Annotated in this window: 14 protein-coding genes and 3 rRNA genes; 6 read left to right on the forward strand and 11 right to left on the reverse strand. The window is 48.6% G+C overall.

Going from position 1 to position 23,267, the window contains the following annotated elements; translation table 11 throughout:
* Window positions 1-34: 34 nt before the first annotated feature.
* The 3 genes from SNR34_RS23315 to SNR34_RS23325 form a co-directional block, all read right to left on the reverse strand.
* Window positions 35-1,642 (reverse strand): WG repeat-containing protein, encoded by a 1,608-nt coding sequence (locus SNR34_RS23315; RefSeq protein WP_486180273.1) that lies wholly within the window; start codon window positions 1,640-1,642, stop codon window positions 35-37.
* 210 nt (window positions 1,643-1,852) lie between these two features.
* On the reverse strand, window positions 1,853-3,775 hold the full coding sequence (locus tag SNR34_RS23320) for a serine hydrolase (protein WP_486180274.1): 1,923 nt from the start codon (window positions 3,773-3,775) through the stop codon (window positions 1,853-1,855).
* Between the two features lie 391 nt (window positions 3,776-4,166).
* On the reverse strand, window positions 4,167-4,868 hold the full coding sequence (locus tag SNR34_RS23325) for a CPBP family intramembrane glutamic endopeptidase (RefSeq protein ID WP_486180275.1): 702 nt from the start codon (window positions 4,866-4,868) through the stop codon (window positions 4,167-4,169).
* A 92-nt stretch (window positions 4,869-4,960) separates the two neighbouring features.
* On the opposite strand from SNR34_RS23325, the gene SNR34_RS23330 reads away from it, so the two are divergent.
* Window positions 4,961-5,704: a MerR family transcriptional regulator gene (locus tag SNR34_RS23330; RefSeq protein ID WP_339273953.1), complete on the forward strand. Its 744-nt coding sequence runs from the start codon at window positions 4,961-4,963 to the stop codon at window positions 5,702-5,704.
* Window positions 5,705-5,889: 185 nt separating this feature from the next.
* On the opposite strand, the gene rrf is transcribed toward SNR34_RS23330, so the two are convergent.
* The 4 genes from rrf to SNR34_RS23350 all read right to left on the reverse strand — a co-directional run bounded on the left by rrf (window position 5,890) and on the right by SNR34_RS23350 (window position 12,035).
* Window positions 5,890-6,006, reverse strand: a 5S ribosomal RNA gene (rrf, locus tag SNR34_RS23335).
* A 141-nt stretch (window positions 6,007-6,147) separates the two neighbouring features.
* A 23S ribosomal RNA gene (locus tag SNR34_RS23340) occupies window positions 6,148-9,196 on the reverse strand.
* Window positions 9,197-9,578: 382 nt separating this feature from the next.
* Window positions 9,579-11,130: ribosomal RNA gene (locus SNR34_RS23345) — 16S ribosomal RNA — on the reverse strand.
* Together the 16S, 23S and 5S rRNA genes form the textbook arrangement of a ribosomal RNA operon.
* Window positions 11,131-11,492: 362 nt before the next feature.
* Window positions 11,493-12,035, reverse strand: a complete 543-nt coding sequence (locus SNR34_RS23350; protein WP_236415820.1) for an AAA family ATPase — start codon at window positions 12,033-12,035, stop codon at window positions 11,493-11,495.
* Window positions 12,036-12,352: 317 nt separating this feature from the next.
* Here SNR34_RS23350 and SNR34_RS23355 point away from each other — a divergent pair, with 317 nt between their 5' ends.
* Window positions 12,353-12,868: a MerR family transcriptional regulator gene (locus tag SNR34_RS23355; RefSeq protein ID WP_339273954.1), complete on the forward strand. Its 516-nt coding sequence runs from the start codon at window positions 12,353-12,355 to the stop codon at window positions 12,866-12,868.
* A 4-nt stretch (window positions 12,869-12,872) separates the two neighbouring features.
* Window positions 12,873-13,784, forward strand: a complete 912-nt coding sequence (locus SNR34_RS23360; protein WP_486180276.1) for an SRPBCC family protein — start codon at window positions 12,873-12,875, stop codon at window positions 13,782-13,784.
* 411 nt (window positions 13,785-14,195) lie between these two features.
* On the opposite strand, the gene SNR34_RS23365 is transcribed toward SNR34_RS23360, so the two are convergent.
* From SNR34_RS23365 to SNR34_RS23375, 3 genes are all read right to left on the reverse strand, one after another.
* Window positions 14,196-14,717, reverse strand: a complete 522-nt coding sequence (locus tag SNR34_RS23365; RefSeq protein WP_486180277.1) for a DUF4303 domain-containing protein — start codon at window positions 14,715-14,717, stop codon at window positions 14,196-14,198.
* A gap of 119 nt (window positions 14,718-14,836) precedes the next feature.
* A complete protein-coding gene (locus SNR34_RS23370) occupies window positions 14,837-15,448 on the reverse strand; it encodes an NUDIX hydrolase (RefSeq protein WP_486180278.1) in 612 nt (203 codons plus the stop codon).
* Between the two features lie 356 nt (window positions 15,449-15,804).
* Window positions 15,805-16,599, reverse strand: a complete 795-nt coding sequence (locus SNR34_RS23375) for a HipA family kinase (protein WP_486180279.1) — start codon at window positions 16,597-16,599, stop codon at window positions 15,805-15,807.
* Between the two features lie 255 nt (window positions 16,600-16,854).
* Here SNR34_RS23375 and SNR34_RS23380 point away from each other — a divergent pair, with 255 nt between their 5' ends.
* Entirely contained in the window at window positions 16,855-17,862 is a 1,008-nt protein-coding gene (locus tag SNR34_RS23380) for a phosphotransferase enzyme family protein (RefSeq protein WP_486180280.1), read from the forward strand.
* Between the two features lie 162 nt (window positions 17,863-18,024).
* On the opposite strand, the gene SNR34_RS23385 is transcribed toward SNR34_RS23380, so the two are convergent.
* Window positions 18,025-18,990 (reverse strand): alpha/beta hydrolase, encoded by a 966-nt coding sequence (locus SNR34_RS23385; RefSeq protein ID WP_236415804.1) that lies wholly within the window; start codon window positions 18,988-18,990, stop codon window positions 18,025-18,027.
* Window positions 18,991-19,334: 344 nt separating this feature from the next.
* Between SNR34_RS23385 and SNR34_RS23390 the strand changes: the two genes are divergently transcribed.
* Both SNR34_RS23390 and SNR34_RS23395 read left to right on the forward strand, forming a co-directional pair.
* A complete protein-coding gene (locus SNR34_RS23390) occupies window positions 19,335-20,510 on the forward strand; it encodes an aminotransferase class I/II-fold pyridoxal phosphate-dependent enzyme (protein WP_486180281.1) in 1,176 nt (391 codons plus the stop codon).
* Window positions 20,511-20,723: 213 nt separating this feature from the next.
* Entirely contained in the window at window positions 20,724-22,808 is a 2,085-nt protein-coding gene (locus SNR34_RS23395) for a methyl-accepting chemotaxis protein (protein ID WP_486180282.1), read from the forward strand.
* The last annotated feature ends 459 nt before the right edge of the window (window positions 22,809-23,267 follow it).

Genomic DNA, 23,267 nt, shown 5'->3' on the forward strand with positions numbered 1-23,267 from the left:
TGGGGATTTTACGATGGAATTGACGCAAATAATCTCAACCGTCGATTCCTGAGGAGAAGACCGTTTTTCCGTTTGCATTAAAAATAGCGTATTTGGATGGGTTCGCCAGCGGGAAGCCGCTGTACATGCCATCGCCAAGATAATAAACCGAACTGTATTGCGGAAATATACGTTTGCCCTTTTGGATGTCGATTGAAGTGGATATCATGTCGCCCTTGGCGTTCACCGTATACCAGACAGTTGCTATCGGACCGATATCATGAAAATATTCGACGTAATCGAGATACAAATCCGGGTATTTGACATCCATAACGATTTTTCCACGGCTATCCAAGATGCCGATATTATTATTTAGTTTGACTCTATATAACGGATTCAAGGTCGTGACTTTTTCCGAGGAACTGTTGATAAAGCCGTCATGTTGGACAAGCGGAACCATTTCATCGTATTTGGCAGGAACGATCATCTCGCCTTTTTGTCCAATCAGACCATACTTTCCGCCTTTACGTATAACGGCGCTGCCGCCCAGAAAAAGATTTGCTTCCTCATACTGATTAGGCACTTTGATCTGACCCTGCTTTGTGATGTATCCCCATTTCTGATCCAGTTTGACTGCTGCCAGACCTTCCGAGAATGCTTTCGCATCCGCAAAATATGTATCGGATAGCGCAGTTTGATTCTTGTTGTAATATTTCCAACCTATATCTTTCTCGCTCATCTCTTTTACCGCATAGCTACCATCTCCCGACAGAATGATCTTCTGCTCATCTTGCGGTTCAACCACAACATGCCCGGTCACGTCGATAATCCCTTCGCCTCCCCACTGCACTTTCCACAATCCGGCCTGCGGCTCGCCGAAAGCACGATAATTTTTGTCCAAATGGATGATCGAACCGTCTTTTTGAATGATCGCGCTGTGACTGTCTTTGTATAGACCAAATTCAATATCACTTTCTGTAAACTCTACCTTACTCTCAAATTCAGCAGGAATGACCATCTTGCCCTTATTGTCGATACAGCCCCAAAGGCCGTCGATCTTCACGGGATAAAGCCCGAATTTACCGTATGTAGGTCCAAACTCCTTCGCTTCGATGTTAAACGGCGTAAGCGTCTTGCCATTAGTGTCAATGAGCGCCCATTTCCCGTCCTTTTTCACAAATGCCACTTGATTATAAAATCCGGTTCCTTCCTCATACGACGGAGCAATAACAAAGGTTCCTTTCGTATTCATAAACCCTATTTTCCCCTTTTTCTTCGCAATGGCAAGTCCGTCGTTGAAACTACCTATGTATTCAATGTTTTTGTCCTGAAATACAACTTTCCCAGCCCTATTAATCAGCTGGTTTTTGTTCACCACCGCTACGCCTTGATAAAAAGGTTCTCTGGCTAATTGGTACTGAGGCTTGAGTACAAATTTCCCTTGGTAGTTGATGAATCCCCATTTTTGCTTTTGGCGTACCGGAATCAGCCCGTTTTCTGCCCGGTCCGCGAACCAGATTTGGTAAAGCTCGACATGTTCCTGTGCTTTATCCCACGGTTGCATTACCGAGGCTGATGCAGCATCCGCCGGCCATGATGGAGGTATCATCACCACGGATGCGATGAGCGTTGCACCAAGGATTTTAAATAACGTTTTCTTCAAATCTACTCCCCCTATTAGTTATGGAAAAACGCGCCGATTCACGAAGACGCATTTTCATGGATTACAGCTTATTAGGCTGAAACCCTGCCCATACTATAACACACTCGAGTCTGATAGCTCTATTCCCCTTATGACCATACAACCACGGCTCTGATATATAACTAAAACGGACACTGATAAACTCAGTGCCCATTAACAGTGACAGTTACCTCACGGAATAAAATTAAAAAAGTTCCAATGGGCTAGAATTAAAGTGAAGCCGATAAACAAACTTCCCGCGACAGCGTGAGATACTTTGCTCCATGTCGATCTCGAAGTATTACTGTCCTTTACCATGGAGACCCCAAACAGTACGATGGCAAGCAAGGTCATAATCCAATTGATCGATACCCCCAAGTTCATTTGTTCCACCGTTACGTCTTCATTAAACATTGCGTTTACCAGCTGATACAGGACGTTAATAACCAAAATGGTCCCGGACAAGATAAAGGAAGACGTAAAATGGTTCATTGTTAGCGGAGTCCTCTTTCTTATACGCAGGAGCCACCGAATCAGTATAACCAATGGAGCCAACAGAAAAAATAGGATCGATAAAAGAGCCCATACTAAATAAAAAATCAGAGCGGGAAGCGACCGACTTCCCTTGATCGGCAATATATCCGTGGCAATCCCTTTGCTCAATCGCATTACACGATCATCGGAAATTTCAGCATACAGAATCGGTGCCAATCTTTCAAATCTTGAATGGTCCGACTTGGAAAATTGAAATACATTCGGACTTGTTTGTTTAAGTTCTCCCGTCATTCCCATAACGCTTAAAATAAGATCGTGCTCCCCTTTGGGCTGCACCTTAATTAATCCAAGGTAGTTAATGACCTCATGATACGTAGAGTAAGTGCCCCCTGACTGTACATAATATCCGGCCAGTTTCTCGGATGGGGCCAACTCGGTAGCGGGTACGGATAGATCCCCTTCTTTGGTTGGTTCTTGAATCAGCAGATTAATAATCCCAGACGTAAGCTCCTGCTCGATCTCCATGTTGGTTAAGACCACGATGCCGAGCTGATTTTCGGGAACGACAGCAAAGTTGCCGGAGAAACCCTTAACATTCCCGCTATGTCCGACAACGTGCGGCACTGCCCGATATTCCCAGAATCCGTGGGCGTTGGACAGAATCGCTTCATTCGGAGTATAACTTCGGGAGAGCATCGTCCGTCCGGTATCCGGGTGCTCGAATAATGGACTATCCGTGGTATTAAGGGCCATGACGAAACGAGCTAAATCTTCTGCCGTTCCTTCCATCCCTCCCGCAGGATATAGAGGAACATAATAGCGTTCTCTAGCTTCAAATCCGCCGCCCGGCTTCGCCGCGTAACCTGTCGCTCTTGCCTGCAGCAAATCCGGGTGATCCGCTAACGCAGGATGTCCTGAACTACGCTTCATCCCTAAGGGTTTAAGGATATGATTCATCTCATAGTCGAAGAAGGACTCTCCGCTCACCTTCTCCACTGCCAAGGCAGCCAGCGCTGTTGCAAAGTTGGAATAGGCGATGACTTTACCGGGATCATAGATTTGTCTCGGCTGGTTGGATAGTACGGTCTCTTCCAGTGAAGTCAGGTTCTCTTTCGACAGCGTAAATGTACTGAGCGGATGCTGCTCATAACCAGCCGTGTGGCTCATAATATCAAGCATTGTAATTGGCTTGTCATAACGCAGCTGATCTGCAACCTCTTTAGGAAAATAGGTCCGAATATCTTGATCCAGCTTCATTTTTCCTGCTTCCACCATCTGCATGATCGAAGTCCAGACGAACGCTTTATTCATGGAGCCGTAGGCAAAGACGGTTGAAGAGGGGTCCACAGACGTCTTTCGATCGATATCGGCATATCCATAGCCCTTGGAGAAAATGATCTCATTCCCTTTGGTGACGACAACCGCAGCGCCAGGCGTTGATTTTCCAATATGGGAATTTACGTAGTTATCCACTTCCTGCTCAAGCCGGTTATAGGGAATGCCGGAAGGCGTAGCTTCTGTTTCCATTTTCGTTGCTGCATGAGCCGGAAGCGAGAAGTTGAAAAAAAGAATCACGCACATACCAAACAATATAACGGGTCTCCATATGTTCAATTTCATTTGGTTCTACTCCTTTTTATGTATTGATGCATGGTACCAACCGTGTTCGTGAACTTCGTCTCTTTTTCATAATAGAACCTCATCCCTCAGCATCAAATTATTTACTTGTATATCATATTATTTTTTCCTTTGTTTCCCATCCTCCTCAAGAAGGAATACAATTTATTATTTAAGGCTAGGAACCTCCCCCTGCATAAGTCCAGCCCGCTTCCCAGCTCTTACACAACCAAAGAGTCGACCTCGAAGCCTAAAGTTCTTATCTATGGTATATAGCATTCATGTCCCCAGATGGGGGAAGTTCCTTCATAACAAAAAAAAGCCGCTAAATAGCGACTTGGTATGGTACTAAACGTTTTTGCCCCATGAAAATTGACGGTCTTGAGTAGCGGGCTTAACTCATCGCTGTTAACAACACGGCAATGGTATTAAACACACCGTGTACGATCATAGCAGGCACGACCGATCCCGTACGTTCATAGGTCCATGCAAATACAACTCCACTGATAAAATTGACGGGCATGGCATTCACAGTGGGAAAATGGGCAAACGTAAAGATTAGCGAACTAATCACAATCGCCCATCTCATACTAACACGAGTCCGCAGCCAACGATATATAAATCCACGGTAAAATATCTCCTCATAATAGGGTGACACGATTCCTGCCGACACAATACCAATAATCATAGTACATATAGTGACATGTTGCTTTAGACTCTCTGTTTTGCTGTTGTCCATCGTATTCCCAAGAAAACTCGTGAGATAGAGCGTCGCCACACTGGATATGATGAGAATGAGTATCCATAACGCAATCCGCCACCAGTCTTTCGCAGGAAATCCCTTTACGCCTACCTCTGTCCAGGACATTTTCTTGGGTCGTAAAGCTATAAAATATAATCCTAACCAAAGTACAATCGCGATCGTAAGCCCTGTAAGAGTTCCTGAGTAAAGCGTATTCCCCAACCATCGCTCATACATGGACTGTACTGGATATTTGATAACGAATATAACGAATACAAATTCAAGCGCAAGCAAAGTAGTAAACTCACGCCATGTCCAATGATCCATCTTCTTCCACATTTCCGTACCAGTCATCCTTAATCCCTCAATCCTCTGTGATATAATTTAATGTTATTAGGTGACGTTACGTCACCTGCAAGCATTATTTTCGGGAGGAACGAAGAAACATGAATAGATGGACAACAGGACAAGTATCCAAGCAGAGGAACATTTCTGTTCGAACCCTGCGTTATTATGATCAGATTGGTCTTCTTACACCGAGTTATAAGGAAGATAACGGCCGCCGTTTTTATTCGGAGGAAGACTTATTCACGCTCGAAAAGATAACGTTGCTTAAATCACTATCACTACCGCTCGATGACATTCAGAAAGTAATAGATAAGCTATCTTTTCGTCATATTCTCATCGCTCACCATAATCATCTTCAGGAGCAGCTCACTTCTCTTCAGAGCAGTATTGCAAATACTACGTCTTTGATCAACATGATTGATCTAGAAGGTACCCTCTCCTGGGATCGGGTTTCTCATCTGGTCCATGACGTACAACCCATTTCCAAACAGTGGATCGATTACTTCAACGATGACGAAAGTGCATTTCTACAAAATGCTCTGCCCCATCTCAACCGTAACGACCAGACCACTCAGCAATATGCCTCTTTGCTGCGCCGAATTGAGTGGTGTATACAGCAATCTATTCCACCTAAATCTGAGGAAGGTTATAACATTGCCTGCGAGTTAATGAAGCTGTCACACGAAACCTTTAATGGAGACGAGAAATTGATGGAGAAGTTTTGGGAAGTGAGAAAGCTCCCTACAGCAGAGTCAGGACTATACCCCGTATCCGACGAAGTGCTGAACTTTGTGGAGATAAGCATTGCTCACGCTGTAGAAAAGGGAGAAGAACAGAAATAGGAAATGAGGAATTATTATTGAAATCATGCGTACAACCGAGGGTGTTAATGGATGGTCATATTTTCTTTAAAAAAGCCGTTCCCTTATTGGAACGGCTTTAAAGACGATGTAGTTATAGAACAATAAATTCAGAACATAACATCGCTCAATTAAATAGGCAAAAAAAATACCCCACAAGGGGTTTCGCTTGGCGGCTTCCTACTCTCCCAGGACCCTGCGGTCCAAGTACCATCGGCGCTAGAGGGCTTAACGGTCGTGTTCGGGATGGGAACGTGTGGAACCCCTCCGCCATCGCCACCAAACATGATTTTTCGAAGCCTACGCTTCTCGAAATCGCTGCGAGAAAACATCAGCCCTTAAAGGACAGCCTATTCTCAAGCCCAGAGATTGCTCTCTGAAAACTGGATTCGAAACGAAACTTGCGATCTTAGAACCTGCATTTCTTGGATAAGCCCTCGACCGATTAGTACTGGTCAGCTCCATGCATTGCTGCACTTCCACCCCCAGCCTATCTACCTCGTCGTCTTCAAGGGGTCTTACATACTGGGAAATCTCATCTTGAGGGGGGCTTCACGCTTAGATGCTTTCAGCGCTTATCCCGTCCGTACATAGCTACCCAGCGGTGCTCCTGGCGGAACAACTGGTACACCAGCGGTACGTCCATCCCGGTCCTCTCGTACTAAGGACAGCTCCTCTCAAATTTCCTACGCCCACGACAGATAGGGACCGAACTGTCTCACGACGTTCTGAACCCAGCTCGCGTACCGCTTTAATGGGCGAACAGCCCAACCCTTGGGACCTACTTCAGCCCCAGGATGCGATGAGCCGACATCGAGGTGCCAAACCTCCCCGTCGATGTGGACTCTTGGGGGAGATAAGCCTGTTATCCCCAGGGTAGCTTTTATCCGTTGAGCGATGGCCCTTCCATGCGGTACCACCGGATCACTAAGCCCGACTTTCGTCCCTGCTCGACTTGTAGGTCTCGCAGTCAAGCTCCCTTATGCCTTTGCACTCTTCGAATGATTTCCAACCATTCTGAGGGAACCTTTGGGCGCCTCCGTTACTCTTTAGGAGGCGACCGCCCCAGTCAAACTGCCCACCTGACACTGTCCCCGTACCCGATTAGGGCACCAGGTTAGAACCTAGATACGATCAGGGTGGTATCCCAACGGTGCCTCCACACAAGCTGGCGCTCATGCTTCTCAGGCTCCCACCTATCCTGTACAGATCGTACCCAAATTCAATATCAAGCTGCAGTAAAGCTCCATGGGGTCTTTCCGTCTTGTCGCGGGTAACCTGCATCTTCACAGGTATTAAAATTTCACCGGATCTCTCGTTGAGACAGCGCCCAAGTCGTTACGCCATTCGTGCGGGTCAGAATTTACCTGACAAGGAATTTCGCTACCTTAGGACCGTTATAGTTACGGCCGCCGTTTACTGGGGCTTCGGTTCACAGCTTCGGGATTGCTCCCTAACCGCTCCCCTTAACCTTCCAGCACCGGGCAGGCGTCAGCCCGTATACTTCGCCTTACGGCTTCGCACAGACCTGTGTTTTTGCTAAACAGTCGCTTGGGCCTTTTCACTGCGGCCCCCTCGTGCTATTCACACTACCGGGGCACCCCTTCTCCCGAAGTTACGGGGTCATTTTGCCGAGTTCCTTAACGAGAGTTCTTCCGCGCGCCTTAGAATTCTCTTCTCGCCTACCTGTGTCGGTTTGCGGTACGGGCACCTTCATCTGGCTAGAGGCTTTTCTTGGCAGTGTGAGATCATGACCTTCGCTACTGTAATTTTCACTCCCCATCACAGCTCAGCCTTGCGGTTAGCGGATTTGCCTACTAACCAGCCTCACTGCTTGGACAGGCATCCATCAGCCTGCGTCACTACCCTACTGCGTCCCCCCATCGCTCATAACGATTTACGGTGGTACAGGAATTTCGACCTGTTGTCCTTCGACTACGCCTTTCGGCCTCGCCTTAGGTCCCGACTTACCCTGAGCGGACGAGCCTTCCTCAGGAACCCTTAGGCTTTCGGCGGATCAGATTCTCACTGATCTTTTCGTTACTCATACCGGCATTCTCACTTGTATAATGTCCAGCGCTCCTTACGGTACACCTTCAACCCTTATACAACGCTCCCCTACCCCTGGATCGACTTCACTCCAGCTTCGAAGCCCTGTGTTTATCCCCTGGGAAGCATTTGGTCATTCAAGATTATTTCTCTTGCCTGACAAAAATGTCCTAGTGGTAAACACCGCCTCAAAGAAGCAGTGAAGTCGATCCAAGCCATAGCTTCGGTGGTGTGTTTAGCCCCGTTACATTTTCGGCGCAGAGTCACTCGACCAGTGAGCTATTACGCACTCTTTCAATGATGGCTGCTTCTAAGCCAACATCCTGGTTGTCTGTGCAACTCCACATCCTTTCCCACTTAACACACACTTGGGGACCTTAGCTGATGGTCTGGGCTGTTTCCCTTTTGACAATGGATCTTAGCACTCACTGTCTGACTCCCGGAAGTAAGTCTATGGCATTCGGAGTTTGACTGAGCTTGGTAACCCTTGCGGGCCCCGCACCCAATCAGTGCTCTACCTCCACGACTCTGTTTTCCGAGGCTAGCCCTAAAGCTATTTCGGGGAGAACCAGCTATCTCCGAGTTCGATTGGAATTTCTCCGCTACCCCCACCTCATCCCCGCACTTTTCAACGTGCGTGGGTTCGGGCCTCCAGTGCGTGTTACCGCACCTTCACCCTGGACAGGGGTAGATCACCCGGTTTCGGGTCTACGTCCACGTACTATGTCGCCCTATTCAGACTCGCTTTCGCTGCGGCTCCGGCTTCTCACCTTAACCTTGCACGGGAACGTAACTCGCCGGTTCATTCTACAAAAGGCACGCCATCACCCCTAAAATGGGCTCTGACTTCTTGTAAGCACACGGTTTCAGGTTCTATTTCACTCCCCTTCCGGGGTGCTTTTCACCTTTCCCTCACGGTACTGCTTCACTATCGGTCGCTAGGAAGTATTTAGCCTTGGCAGATGGTCCTGCCGGATTCATACGGGGTTTCACGTGCCCCGCACTACTCGGGATCCGTCTCGGAGGGAACCAACTTTCAATTACAGGGCTTTTACCTTCTATGGCGGGCCTTTCCAGACCTCTTCGTTTAACCGGCTCCTTTGTAACTCCATGTGAGACGTCCCACAACCCCAGAGAGCAAGCTCCCTGGTTTGGGCTGTTCCGCGTTCGCTCGCCGCTACTGACGGAATCACTATTGTTTTCTCTTCCTCAGGGTACTTAGATGTTTCAGTTCCCCTGGTATGCCTCTCCTGCCCTATGTATTCAGACAAGAGTAACTGGGTATTACGCCAGCTGGGTTTCCCCATTCGGACATCCCCGGATCAAAGCTTGCTTACAGCTCCCCGAGGCAGTATCGTTGTTCGCCACGTCCTTCATCGGCTCCTAGCGCCTAGGCATCCTCCGTGTGCTCTTAGTAGCTTAACCGTTTCGCTCATATTTGGGCTTTCACTCCCCTTGTTTTGCTTCGCAAAGCCAAAAGTCGTTCAATCCCAATTATTCGCTCATGCAATCTTCGCTAATGTATAAACTTGTTGACACAAGTTCAGCTAGGATGATTGTTCATCGGTTGCTTGAACCGAATGAGCATTCATCCGAAAAGGAATGTTCTAATTCGCATTTTTCGTTTCGATATCCAGTTTTCAAGGAACAATCTCGTTTGCTTTCGGGCCGTTCACGGAATGTGTCGGTCGAAAGTTACGAGCATGTGTTTGAGAGTTTGAACTCTCAAAACTGAGCAACGAGTGAGTAAGTTTGCAGCTGAGCTGCTTATTTGAATGTCTTCATCGCAGAAGACGATTCTCCATAGAAAGGAGGTGATCCAGCCGCACCTTCCGATACGGCTACCTTGTTACGACTTCACCCCAATCATCTACCCCACCTTCGGCGGCTGGCTCCTTGCGGTTACCCCACCGACTTCGGGTGTTGTAAACTCTCGTGGTGTGACGGGCGGTGTGTACAAGACCCGGGAACGTATTCACCGCGGCATGCTGATCCGCGATTACTAGCAATTCCGACTTCATGCAGGCGAGTTGCAGCCTGCAATCCGAACTGAGACCGGCTTTTTAGGATTAGCTCCACCTCGCGGCTTCGCAGCCCGTTGTACCGGCCATTGTAGTACGTGTGTAGCCCAGGTCATAAGGGGCATGATGATTTGACGTCATCCCCACCTTCCTCCGGTTTGTCACCGGCAGTCACCTTAGAGTGCCCACCCGAAGTGCTGGCAACTAAGATCAAGGGTTGCGCTCGTTGCGGGACTTAACCCAACATCTCACGACACGAGCTGACGACAACCATGCACCACCTGTCTCCTCTGTCCCGAAGGAAAGGTACATCTCTGTACCGGTCAGAGGGATGTCAAGACCTGGTAAGGTTCTTCGCGTTGCTTCGAATTAAACCACATACTCCACTGCTTGTGCGGGTCCCCGTCAATTCCTTTGAGTTTCAGTCTTGCGACCGTACTCCCCAGGCGGAATGCTTAATGTGTTAACTTCGGCACCAAGGGTATCGAAACCCCTAACACCTAGCATTCATCGTTTACGGCGTGGACTACCAGGGTATCTAATCCTGTTTGCTCCCCACGCTTTCGCGCCTCAGCGTCAGTTACAGCCCAGAGAGTCGCCTTCGCCACTGGTGTTCCTCCACATCTCTACGCATTTCACCGCTACACGTGGAATTCCACTCTCCTCTTCTGCACTCAAGTCATCCAGTTTCCAGTGCGATCCGGGGTTGAGCCCCGGGATTAAACACCAGACTTAAATGACCGCCTGCGCGCGCTTTACGCCCAATAATTCCGGACAACGCTTGCCCCCTACGTATTACCGCGGCTGCTGGCACGTAGTTAGCCGGGGCTTTCTTCTCAGGTACCGTCACCTTGAGAGCAGTTACTCTCCCAAGCGTTCTTCCCTGGCAACAGAGCTTTACGATCCGAAAACCTTCATCACTCACGCGGCATTGCTCCGTCAGGCTTTCGCCCATTGCGGAAGATTCCCTACTGCTGCCTCCCGTAGGAGTCTGGGCCGTGTCTCAGTCCCAGTGTGGCCGATCACCCTCTCAGGTCGGCTACGCATCGTCGCCTTGGTGAGCCGTTACCTCACCAACTAGCTAATGCGCCGCAGGCCCATCCTCAAGTGACAGATTGCTCCGTCTTTCCAGTTCTCTTCAGGCGAAGAAAACAAGTATTCGGTATTAGCTACCGTTTCCGGTAGTTGTCCCAAGCTTGAGGGCAGGTTGCCTACGTGTTACTCACCCGTCCGCCGCTAAGCATCAAGGAAGCAAGCTTCCTATCAACTCCGCTCGACTTGCATGTATTAGGCATGCCGCCAGCGTTCGTCCTGAGCCAGGATCAAACTCTCCAATAAAGATGAATTTCGGTCACGAGGTTAATCGTGATGAAAATCATCTGAGGTATTGAAAAGAGCGATTAGCTCATTTTGAATCTGACGAGATAAAATATCTCAATGTCGCTCCGGTTTTCATACAGTCATACGACATGCACCAAAAACCTTCGCATTACTCACTCGTTGTTCAGTTTTCAAAGATCAAACAATTTCTTACCGTCCGTCTCGCGGCCGGAATAAAAATATAACATGTTTCAATAAGCAATTGCAACTTGTAAAAAAAACCATTTACTCAAACGACAATTCAACGAAAAATGATCAGCTTCCCAAACTACAGAATGCTCATTGATTTGTTGAACTACTTTTCCCGTTAACGTAATAGTTTATTCTATTACTGCCTCATTTTTTAGCCGCTTGATAATTTCATTAACCGTCTCTTCAGGGGACAAATCTGATGAATCCAACCACAGTCCCAAGCGTGGAGTTTCATTTCGCAGTACGCGATCTAACTCATCAACGCTCCATATCCCATAACCTTTCTTTGTGCGGTTTGCCTCTCTCGTTGCAACCACAGCAGTGTTTGGACATAGCACTACTAAATACAATGGGCGGTTATTAATATATGAGATGAAATCAGTAAGTAGTGGTCCGATGACAACATCTTGTACAACAACTGTATATCCCGACTTATAGTACATCTCCGCTGACAGAGCAGCGAGCTGATATCGCAGCCTCAGCTGATCGAACTCGTCACTTCCTGAATCAGGACGAACTTCTTTGCGGTTATTTACAATCATTCTCCGAAAAATGTCTCCACGTAAATGTACCGAATTATCAAATTGTTCAGAAAGTAACTGCGCTACGGTAGATTTTCCACTAGCCATGATTCCGGTGACCAGTATGATGCTTGGACTCTCCACTAACATAAAACCACCATCCTTTAAGTAATTACATAAACATAATATTTGATAAGAAAAAACGATAAAAGGTGACGAATAGATATATTCAGTTATTACGCCCTTCAGCCTGTTAGACGAATGAAAGCAGCCAGTCACAATGATCGACTGCTTTTTATTGTTATTGAACTAACGTTTCCCGTTAGCGGAACGTTTGTATGTAAGTTATCTCATCACGTTTTTTATTTTGAGAAAAATATTAAAATAAATCGCTTGCACCTTACGTTACGTAAGGTTTTATAATCAGGCTACCGGGATCAAGCTAGCGACAAAGAACGGAGATGATCATGAAACCATATTGGAAGGTCGGGGATCTGGCCAAGCTGACGGGGTTAACCGTGCGTACGTTGCGCTTCTACGACCAGATTGGACTGCTCTCGCCGTCGGCTGCCACGGAATCGGGACATCGGCTCTACGACGACGATGATTTGTCACGACTCTATCAAATTATATCGCTGAAGGAGTTGGGCCTGTCGCTCGACGAAGTGAAAGCTGCACTAACGGGCCCCGGAATTGACCCGCTCGAGGTCGTCGATATGCAGATCGAGCGCGCGCAAGAGCAAATACGGCGGCAGCAGAAGCTACTTGATCAGCTGAGGCACGTATCTAAGTTGATGAAAGGAAAGCAGCAGGTGACGGTAGACGATTTCACCACACTGCTGCAAGCGATGAAGAACGACTACGAGAAGCCGATCCTGAATCGTCAACACAGTTGGGAGCAACGCTTGGGCCTGCTGGGAATGTTTTTAGCAGGCGGGAATGAGGGAACAAACCCTACAAAAAAAGAACACAAGGAGGATTAAGAGCATGAAAGAAAAATTCGTAAGACATGGAACATTTGTAATTGAAAAAACGTATCCGGCATCCAGGGAGCAGGTATACCAAGCAATGGCTGACGCTGAAGCCAAAGCACGCTGGTTCACGAAGCCGGAAGTGTTCGAATTCCGGGTAGGCGGACGGGAATTCAGCAGCGGCGAAACGCCGGACGGCGGATTGTTCACATTTGACGCGACTTATCAGGAGATCGTTCCGCTTGAGCGGATTGTTTATACGTACATAATGGACTTTAACGGCGTGCGGTTCTCGGTGTCCATTACTACGATTGAGCTTGCAGACACGGACGGAGGCACGAAGCTGACCTTTACGGAGCAAGGCACCTTCTTCGATGGGCTCGATGCGGTGGAGAATCGGGAACACGGGTCAAGGGAGCTGCTAGAGCTGCTGGGTCATTCGCTTGCTCAGAGCGGAGATGCGGTTGCTGCGGAAGACGACGCCGATCTGATTCCCGGCCAATTGGAGTTTGCTCATACGCGTTTGTACTACTTCCCGAGCGAAGATGTTTACCGGGCGTGGGCGCAACCGGAGCTTCTGGCGCAGTGGTGGGGGCCTAACGGCTTCACAAGTACATTCCACGAATTCGACTTCCGCGAGGGCGGCTTCTGGCGCTTTACCTTTCACGGACCGGACGGCAAGGATTATCCGAACGAGAACAAGTTCATCGAAATCGAGTCGGGGAAACGCATCGTACTGGAGCATCAAGGCACTCCTGAATTCAGGTTGACGGCAACATTTACCGATATGGCCGGTCGGACGCGTGTGACATTCCGTCAACAGTTCAAAGACGAAAACTTATTCCAGCAAGCAAAATCATATTGCCCGGACAGCAACGAGCAGAACCTGGACCGTCTTCAAGCTGTGCTAGAAGGACGGCGCATATAGTAACCACGCGGAAGGACGGCCAGCCAGCGCCTGGATTTAGGTGTCGCGAGCAGGATTCATAAGCACCTCTGCTTGGAAAACGTCATTAAATTGATATACCGCAAATTGGAACCTTCCTACCCGTTAGATGAGGAAAAAGGCGGCCGGCTTTTGGGGCGGCTGCCTTCAAATGCTTCATTGAGCTAACGTTTGGATGTGGGGCCCAGTTCATTTCTTATTTAGTCTCCATAGAAGTTGTAGTCCTACTACTGCTCACATTTTTCTCAATCCTTTTCGCTAAATGGACACAGGCCGCACCCGAATTCATCCTCTTTTCCGTCAATGTCTTTCCACAACACAACCTGAGGGCCTTGAATCTGCTGCCGAATTTCCGTTGTTAATAAAAGATTCAATTGACGAAATCACGTTCCCTTATTGCTCATACCGCTTCAAAAATCCCTCAATCAGCTCCGGGCGGGTCATCAGCGCAACCGATTCGTTCTCCAGCTCCTCTGCCTGATCGTCATCCGTCATGGACACAAAAAAGACGATGTCTTCCTTGGATTGCCCGTATTCGGCAAAAACTGACGGTTCCGTTTCCTGAACCACCCTTGCAATGATCTCGATCAATTGGTCCTTGTAGTCATATGCATTTTCTACGGCATACAACAGCTTGCTGATATCATTGAAATGCGTGTCGTCACCATATTGGTACTCCGAACAACCCCACCTGAAATAAATTTCATCCTCTTTCGAGTTACACAGCCCTTTCTTCTTCATGTCGGCAATATGCCGAGCCAGCGATTCCTCCGTATTTACGGCCAAAAATAAGGTGACGAAGTCGCTATCCGTGCCAAAAGCACAGGCATACACGCGTTCATTTCGCGTTTGTTCCAACGTTCTTTTCAAATCTTCCACAAAGCTTGCCCGAAAGCGCTCCTCAAATTGCTTCAAAAAAACAGTCATGATGGTTCGTCCTTTCCCCAATTTATTCCCTTCCACCCTAGCAACGCAGCAGGTCCAAATAAACTTCCCACTCCTCAATCGTCGACGTATTGATGCCATCTTAACGTTTAATCCAAAATAACGGTTTTGCTCGGATCATCCAGAAACTGAAACATCGTTTGAATCTGCTTCACCGTATTTCGCTCCAACGAGAGCTCTGGCAACCGGTCTCTATCAAAAAAGGCAACTTCGCTCGTTTCAACCCCGCCATTGGGCTGTCCGGCCACAATCTGGCATTCGATAAAGATTTTATACACGTGATATTGTTCCGGGGGATGATCGTGGAATTTTTTATCCATCACGGCAAGTATCCGCTTGGGTACCGTAATGTAACCTGATTCTTCTTCGATTTCTTTTACGGCGATTTCCGAAGGAGAATGTCCAATGTCAGCCCACCCGCCCGGCAATGCCCAGGCATTGTCGGCTTTTTCCCGCACCAGCAATATTTTTCCCTCTTTAAAGACGACTCCGCGTATGTCCACCTTAGGCGTGGCATATCCCGTTTCGCTTCCGAAGTGAAGCTTGATTTTCTCCCGGCTGACATTCGTATAATTCGCAAGCATTTCCATGCTAAGTTCTCTTAACTCTTCAAATCGTTCAAGGTCGTACACGTCCTTGGAGTATGTCAGCCCGGTTTGGGCGATCGCTTGAATTCGCTTAACCCAATCAAGCCATTGCATGTCTGAGCTCAACCCCTTTGCATACGGCTTGTTTCCATCAATTGTAAATCAAATTCATGCGTTTGGAAACCAGATGCCTGGTGCCAGCATGACCTTCTGCGATGCACAATACCAAAATATATGTCAATGCAAAAAAAGGCGAGGATGGCGGAGTTTCCTCCTTTCCTTGCCTTTGACGATTCCTGCAACCAAATGCCAACGTTTATTCGGCCATCATTTTAGGGAATTGGTCGGCCCCTTGTGCTCCTGCCCCAAGAAAAGGATATCCATCCGGGTTACGCCACTGTACGATATAAGGAAGATTAGGACTATGAATGCCAGGATACACTTGGATATTGAAGACGGTTATCATTCTATCACCACCCTCTATGTTGACTTCTCCACATAGGGAAATGGTCTTGCAAATGGCTTATCCAATAGGGAAGATAATTCTTTCGCACTTCTAATGCATGTGACACCGCAGCTATTTCCTCGTGACTAACCCCCCATTCAGCTGGCATTACAGCCATAACTTCGATCAGTTCGCCTGTGGGTAGAGCTATAATATTAGCTATTGCTTTGCCAAAAGGATCGGGACCATCCAAGAAAGGAACAAACATCGCATACAGTGCCCCCCAAAACATGCGATGTACTGAAACCGAATTAAACATCGACTGAATCGTCCAGTTGGGACCAGCGAATATATTGGCATTATCAATCATCCACAACTTTGGAGTTGGCGTTCGTGAAACCAAAATATTTTGTCCATTATCCCGCCTCAAATAACGGTCATTGTTATCCAACCAATAATCAAAAGCGATAATATCTGCCGCTTGACCAATATTGCAACAACTAGCAAGCTCTGATTGTGAGGGGTAACTTGTACTATTAAAAATAAATTGACTGCCGAAATGAGGGCCATGTCCGAGATCGTACCCAAGTTCTAAATATTGTTTCCTTAATGAATCATTGATATAGATTACCTGACTGCAAGGAACAGGGATCCCCAATCGTCCTGCCAACCAGCAGCAAATCATCTCATTCGCTAAAGCGCGACTTCCTTGGGGATTCTTATTAAGTTTAACAACGTAGTAGTTACCATCATCACATTGCATAAGATGAGGTAAACTGGTACCCGTAAGTGATTGGACATAGGTAACGGCTTGAAGCATGAATCCACCTCCCCGAAAGCGAACCAATCTGATTTTACTAATATATGTTTCCTATAAACTTTTGGTATAGACATGCTCCTATTGAAATACTCTGACCTCAACCGCTAGATAAGCCAAATTATTTCACATTCTTCTCTACTGGTTCTTCTCGGGAAAACACGTTTATAATCAATGTTTCCATTTCGTGAACCGCAGACTTGGGATAGCATGATCGTATCGAATAAAGAGGGTCAGATTTAGCGGAGGGGATAATACATGCCACGTACGTTTCAAATCAGCTCAAAGGAAAATGTAAGAAAAATACTCGCCCATTCCAAACATGCAGCGCTCAGAGCACTGCAAAGTTACGATTTGGATTGGGATCATATCCGGTTCAATCAATTGTCCGATACGTGTACGTTTGTTGTGCAAACAAGTAAAAGCCAGACCTTATTGCTGCGCATTCATCCGGGAATGAACAAGGAGGAACTGCGTTCTGAACTCGTTTGGCTGGATGCGCTGAATAGGTTGACGAACATTCCCGTTCCCCAAGGCGTTCCGAATCGGCATGGCGACAGCGTGTTGGAACTTAAAGGGGACCATGGCGACGATCTGCCCGTTTATGCGACATTAATGCGCTGGGTCGATGGCATAAACGAGGGCCGGGAACTTTCCGAGGAACAGGTTTTTAATGAAGGAGTCCTGCTTGCAAAGCTTCACCATGCATCCCGGCAATTCGAACCCCCAGCCGATTTCACTCGGCCTGAATGGGGTTTGCCAAGCTTCAATGCATCGATGATACGCCTGGCAGAGCATCACAAAGCCTTTCTCTCCCATGACGGGTTTGGGCTGTATCAATCCGCTGCCGAAAAAGTACGCACCCACTTGGCCGGACTTGTCAAAGACACTACAAATTACGGATTAATCCACGGCGATCTGCATCAAGGAAACATCGTGTTTGACGGCAAGCATCCGCGTCCCATCGATTTCGGCAGATGCGGATTCGGATATTTCCTGTACGACGTGGCTCATACGATCTTGGGCCTGTATCCGGCTCAACGAAAACTTGTGCTTGAGGGGTACCAAAGCATTCGGAAACCAGCCGCGGATGGGCTGCAGGAACTGGAGTCGTTTTCCGTGATGGCCATGCTCGAAAATTTCGCCCACCATGCACCCGATCCAAGGGAGACCGACAGTCTGAAAGAAGAACAGTCGTATGCGCAAGCCATCTTGCGTCATTATTTGAGTGGCAACCCCTTTCTATTTCAAGCGATAGAGCTATAGTCTCTTGCCGTGATTCTGCCTAAATGCGTGTATCAATATGGAACACGCGGTTGTTTTGAACGGCTTTCAGCGCGTTTGACGCACGAAGCTCCATCCCATTCCCCACGCCAAAGAGGGCCGCACATGAAGTGCAGCCCTCTATTTGGAAAGCCGGGACGAACGTTATTGGCGGATCCAGGCATTGGCCAGGAGCATTGCGCCTTTGGCGGCATGGGTATCGGCCAGCGCATTCAGCATGACAAAGTCATGAATGATGCCTTGGAAGCGAACCGCCGTTACCGGTACACCCGCTTCACGCAATTTGTTGGCATATGCCTCGCCTTCATCGCGAAGCACGTCAGCTTCACCGGTAATCACCAGCGCCTCAGGCAAGCCTTGCAATTGATTCAGGTTTGCGCGCAGCGGGGAAGCGTAGATTTCCGCTCTTTGTGCCGGATCGGTCGTATATTGGTCCCAGAACCATTGCATCCCATCCCGGCGCAGGAAGTAACCTTCCGCGAATTGGTGATAAGACGGTGTGTCGAACGACGCATCGGTTACTGGATAGAACAGAAGCTGTTTGCTGATTTTCGGGCCTTTGCGGTCTTTGGCCATCAGTGTAATAGCCGCCGTCATGTTGCCGCCGACGCTGTCCCCCGCTGCCGCAATAGCGTCGGATTTCAGGTTATGGCTGGCGCCTTCACTCGAGATCCACTCCAACACGGCGTAAATTTGCTCGATCGCAACAGGATAACGGACCTCTGGAGACAGGTCGTAGTTCGTGAACACGACGGCCGAATTCGAACCTACAGCCAGTTCGCGAATCAAACGGTCATGCGTATGGGCATTGCCGAACACCCATCCGGCCCCGTGAGTGTATAGAATGACCGGCAAAGCCCCGTTAGCGTTTTGCGGACGTACGATTCGGATCGATACTTCGCCCGTTGGTCCGCCCTGGATCGTTAAATCTTCAATATCAACCGCAGGTTTCGCGATATCACCGGACTGCACTTCGTCGACGGTTTCGCGTCCTTTGGCTGGACCCAGGTCAAACAAATACGGAGGATTGGCGGTATCTTCCACGAATTTTTGCGCTGCCGGTTCAAGAACTACCTTGTTTTCATTGTTTGGGTTGTTTGCTGTTGTCATGATAAATTCCTCCTAAAATGTGATGTTTGTTTTTATTCATATACAACGAAATAAAGAATCTTAAATTTAAAATACTTAATTTATAAACGAATTATAACCCGTTTAAAACCCATTGTCAACACTCTCCATTTTTTTACCCAAATCCATCCTGTTTTACGCGCCGGAGTCGCCTTGAATGCACGTAAAAAGTCTCAATATTATCAACCATCTGATTTCAGGATGGCGTTTATCCGCTCCCATTGCGATTTCGAAACGAATATGCTCTGACCTCCCTTCTCATTTGACCCAAGTCCCTTTATGATAGAAGAATACTATTGGACAACAGGTTTGGAGGCTGCATCATCATGAAATTCGCCAATCGCATGAACCATTTTCAGGAAGGCATCTTTTCCCGACTGCTCGAAATCAAGCGCCAACGGATCGAGAACGGGCAGACCGTGATCGATCTAAGTGTCGGAACTCCGAATACCCCTCCCGCGCAGCATATTATCGATGCATTGCTCGAAGCTGCCGGGGATACCCAAAATTATATTTACGCCATCAACGATCAGAGCGAGCTGCTGCAAGCGGTCAGCGAATGGTATGCACGGCGCTATCAGGTAGAATTGAACCCGGCTACGCAAATCTGCTCACTTCTTGGCTCACAGGAAGGCCTTGCCCATATTTCCTTGGCCATCGTGGACGAGGGCGACCTGGTGCTGGTCCCGGACCCTTGTTATCCGGTGTTCGCCGATGGGCCTCTTCTGGCAGGTGCAGAGCTTTATTACATGCCGCAAAAAGAGGAACACGGTTATGTCATCCAGCTGCAGGATATTCCGGAAGAAATCGCGAAACGAGCTAAGTTCATGCTCGTATCCTATCCGAACAATCCAACCACGGCCATGGCGCCCGAGCAGTTTTACCTGGATCTGATCGCGTTTGCCAAGCAGCATGACATTATCGTTCTGCACGACAACGCTTATAGCGAGCTGGTATTTGACGGGAACAGCTGCGGCAGCTTTCTTTCCTATCCCGGAGCCATGGAGGTCGGGGTCGAGTTCAATTCCCTCTCCAAAACATATGGACTCGCCGGTGCCCGGATCGGATTCTGCGTCGGCAATTCGTCCGTCGTATCTATCCTGAAAAAGCTGAAATCCAACATGGACTATGGCATGTTCCTGCCGATCCAGAAGGCGGCCATCGCAGCCATTACCGGGGATCAGTCCGACGTGGACCGGGTAAGGGCGATCTATGAGGAACGCCGGGACATTCTCTGCGAAGGCTTCGGCAAACTGGGCTGGCCTATTGCCAAACCAGATGCCACTATGTTTATTTGGAGCCGGATTCCCGACCATTACGCCACTTCCGAACAATTTGCCATGGACCTGGTAAGCCGGGCCGGCGTAATCGTGACACCCGGCAGTGCATTCGGTCCTTCCGGCGAAGGATATGTCCGCCTCGCGCTTGTTCAGGATCGTGAACAGCTCGAACAGGCGCTGCAATCCGTGGAAAGCAGCGGCATTCTGACATCAAACGAATAGAGTCAGCAAAGGAACCGTTCCTTATTAGCAGGAACGGTTCTTTTTGTGCAATTAGGGATGAACGTGAGTCCTTCCCTACCGTTGATCGTACACCCTCCAGGTAATGAATAAAAACAAACATTTTCCATCCCTTGCCTCTATCGAAACGGATTCGAAATTCCGAAATATATGCTAAGAGCATAGCTCAATATCCGATTTTGGGGAGATGGCCGCATGGTACAGCCAGTCAAAAAAAGGGGTAACAAAGCAACGAGCATCGCCAATACACTGTCCATGGTGTTGTTGGCCATTATCGTTGTCGTCTTTTCGATTTTGGGGACATTCATGTTTACCGGCACGCGAAGCATTCTGGTCAACCAGCAGGAGGCCCAGCTTCAGACGAAAACGCAGGCGATCGTCAGCCAATTCGATGCGTTATTCAAAGAAAAAGGCTCGCTTGTCAAACAGATGTCCACAAATCATTTGTTCGAACAATATATTGAAACGACCGAATCGGCAGCGACGGCCACAACATCGCCTTATGCCGCAGAGGTTCAAGCCACGCTGGCCGCGATCGTCAAGGAAGAGCCTTCCTTTGCCGATGCATGGGTCGCGGGCATCGACGGAAACGGCTTCTGGCTGCAAAATGACGGCGTAGCCTCCGCCGCCGACTTCGATATCAAGACCCGTCCGTATTATGAACCGGTGATGGCCGCAGACGGGCTTTATTTTTCCGAACCCTATAAGGACCTGGCATCCGGCAATATTCTGATAGGCATTTTCTACCCGGTCAAAAACGATGGGGGCGAACTGATCGGCTTTGTGGCAGCGGATATCGCATTCAAAGACATTCCGGCCATCATGAAGAGCTACTCGCTTGGCAGCACGGGATATTCCATCCTTGCATCCAAAACGGGAGATATTCTATATCACCCGGACGAGAGCAAAGTGCTGAACGAAAAAATCAATGAAATTCCAGGCGACCTCGGGAACGTCGGCAAAGAAATGCTTGCAGGCAAATCCGGCATACAGCTCATGGATGATCAAGGAGAACGCCGCTATATTGGATACGCCACCAGCAAAGATACCGGATGGTCCGTCGGACTGACCATTACCGAGAAGGAAGTGCTTTCGGAGCTGGCCAGCTTCAACCGGATTCTGATCGGCGGTTTCGTGGTCGCCGCGATCCTGCTTGTCCTGATTTGTTATGTTACGCTCCGCGCCCTGCTCCGGTCGATACCGAAGCTGCTGGCCAAAATCAAACAAGTGGAAGACGGAGATCTCACCGTTCAATTCGATATAAGTTCCAGCAATGAGATCGGACAGATCTCGCAGGGCATGCACAACATGACGCAAAAACTTCAAGCCATGATGCAAACGGTCGGCAGCACCGGTTCGGTGCTCAGCCAATCGTCCAAGGATTTGCAGGCCATATCCTCCAGAACGGCCGTCACGATGAATGATACCGCTACGGCCATTAACGAAATCGCCAATGCAACCAACTATCAGTCCGTTGAATCGGAGAACATTCTGCAAAAAACCGGCTCGTTGTCCGTACAAATCGACGAAATCGCCAGCGATGCCCGAGCCATTGAAACGATGGTCCAAGCGACTGCTGAACAAAGCGGACGAGGAATCGGCGTACTGGACCAGCTGTCCAGATGGGCAGAGGAAAACCACCAATCCACGCAGGCCATGTCGTCCATCATCCATGAGATTGACTTGAGTCGGGATGCCATATCAGGCATCGTGGACACCGTCCATCAAATTGCAACCCAGACGAACCTGCTGGCTCTCAACGCTTCCATCGAAGCGGCGCGTGCGGGAGAACACGGGCGCGGATTTGCCGTCGTTGCCGGAGAAGTCCGCAAACTTGCCGAGCAGACCACTCTGGCCACAGAGGAGATTGGCCGGAAAGTGGGCGAAATTGCGGAGAAAACGAACGTATCGGTGGAGCATACCGCGCGCGGCCTGAGCATCGCCGAAGGAAACGCGCGATCCGTCGAGGAGACGAAGCAAGTCTTTTTCAGCATCAACAACGAACTCGAAGAACTGAGACAGCGCATGATCCAGATCAGCAGCAATACGGCCAAAGTGCACCGGCACAAAGATGAAATCGTGCAGGCGCTGGAGATCATCTCATCCACCACCGAAGAAAATTCTGCTTCCACCGAAGAAGTCAGCGCGAGCACGCAGGAGCAGCTGGAAAGCATCGAGCAGGTGGCGGAGCTGTCGCAGCGGTTAAACACGTTGTCCATCAAACTGCAAGAGGAGCTCAGCCAGTTCCGCATCGATTCCGTGCAAGGGGCTGATCGCTGATCCGCAGGGAGACACGGTGCGCGTTCGCCGAGAGCTGCGTGTAGAGCGTTTCCCCTAGCTTCAACTAGCCCGTAACTACTCACGTATAACAAGTTGAACAAAGCACATCGGATGCATTACATTATTGGCTTGGGAGTAACCCTGCTATATGGGGATCAGTAACACCGCGCATGCCACGCAGCTCGACGATATCTGTAATTATCTGTAATGAACCTGCCCCACCTTATTTGGGGTATTTTCACTCATTTAGAATTTTGACGAACCTGACACACGCTATTCGGCCAACATTGCTACTCATAGGCTATAAAACTGCTGAATAAGGTGACTGAGTTTCGTTAGAAATTTTAGACAGCAAAAAAGCCTCAATATAAGGTGTCTGAAGTTCGTTAGCGCACGATGAAAAAGAGCCTGCATGACCAACCATGCAGGCTCTTTCAGTATGTTTATTTCGTAAAAGGG

This window comes from Paenibacillus sp. XP01 (genome assembly GCF_057364885.1).

What these genes read in the sequence shown, in the direction of transcription:
- SNR34_RS23320 (WP_486180274.1), bottom strand. Translation starts at nt 3,775, where the DNA reads ATGAAATTGAACATATGGAGACCCGTTATATTGTTTGGTATGTGCGTG.
- SNR34_RS23325 (WP_486180275.1), bottom strand. Translation starts at nt 4,868, where the DNA reads ATGACTGGTACGGAAATGTGGAAGAAGATGGATCATTGGACATGGCGT.
- SNR34_RS23330 (WP_339273953.1), top strand. Translation starts at nt 4,961, where the DNA reads ATGAATAGATGGACAACAGGACAAGTATCCAAGCAGAGGAACATTTCT.
- SNR34_RS23350 (WP_236415820.1), bottom strand. Translation starts at nt 12,035, where the DNA reads ATGTTAGTGGAGAGTCCAAGCATCATACTGGTCACCGGAATCATGGCT.
- SNR34_RS23355 (WP_339273954.1), top strand. Translation starts at nt 12,353, where the DNA reads ATGAAACCATATTGGAAGGTCGGGGATCTGGCCAAGCTGACGGGGTTA.
- SNR34_RS23360 (WP_486180276.1), top strand. Translation starts at nt 12,873, where the DNA reads ATGAAAGAAAAATTCGTAAGACATGGAACATTTGTAATTGAAAAAACG.
- SNR34_RS23370 (WP_486180278.1), bottom strand. Translation starts at nt 15,448, where the DNA reads ATGCAATGGCTTGATTGGGTTAAGCGAATTCAAGCGATCGCCCAAACC.
- SNR34_RS23375 (WP_486180279.1), bottom strand. Translation starts at nt 16,599, where the DNA reads ATGCTTCAAGCCGTTACCTATGTCCAATCACTTACGGGTACCAGTTTA.
- SNR34_RS23380 (WP_486180280.1), top strand. Translation starts at nt 16,855, where the DNA reads ATGCCACGTACGTTTCAAATCAGCTCAAAGGAAAATGTAAGAAAAATA.
- SNR34_RS23385 (WP_236415804.1), bottom strand. Translation starts at nt 18,990, where the DNA reads ATGACAACAGCAAACAACCCAAACAATGAAAACAAGGTAGTTCTTGAA.
- SNR34_RS23390 (WP_486180281.1), top strand. Translation starts at nt 19,335, where the DNA reads ATGAAATTCGCCAATCGCATGAACCATTTTCAGGAAGGCATCTTTTCC.
- SNR34_RS23395 (WP_486180282.1), top strand. Translation starts at nt 20,724, where the DNA reads ATGGTACAGCCAGTCAAAAAAAGGGGTAACAAAGCAACGAGCATCGCC.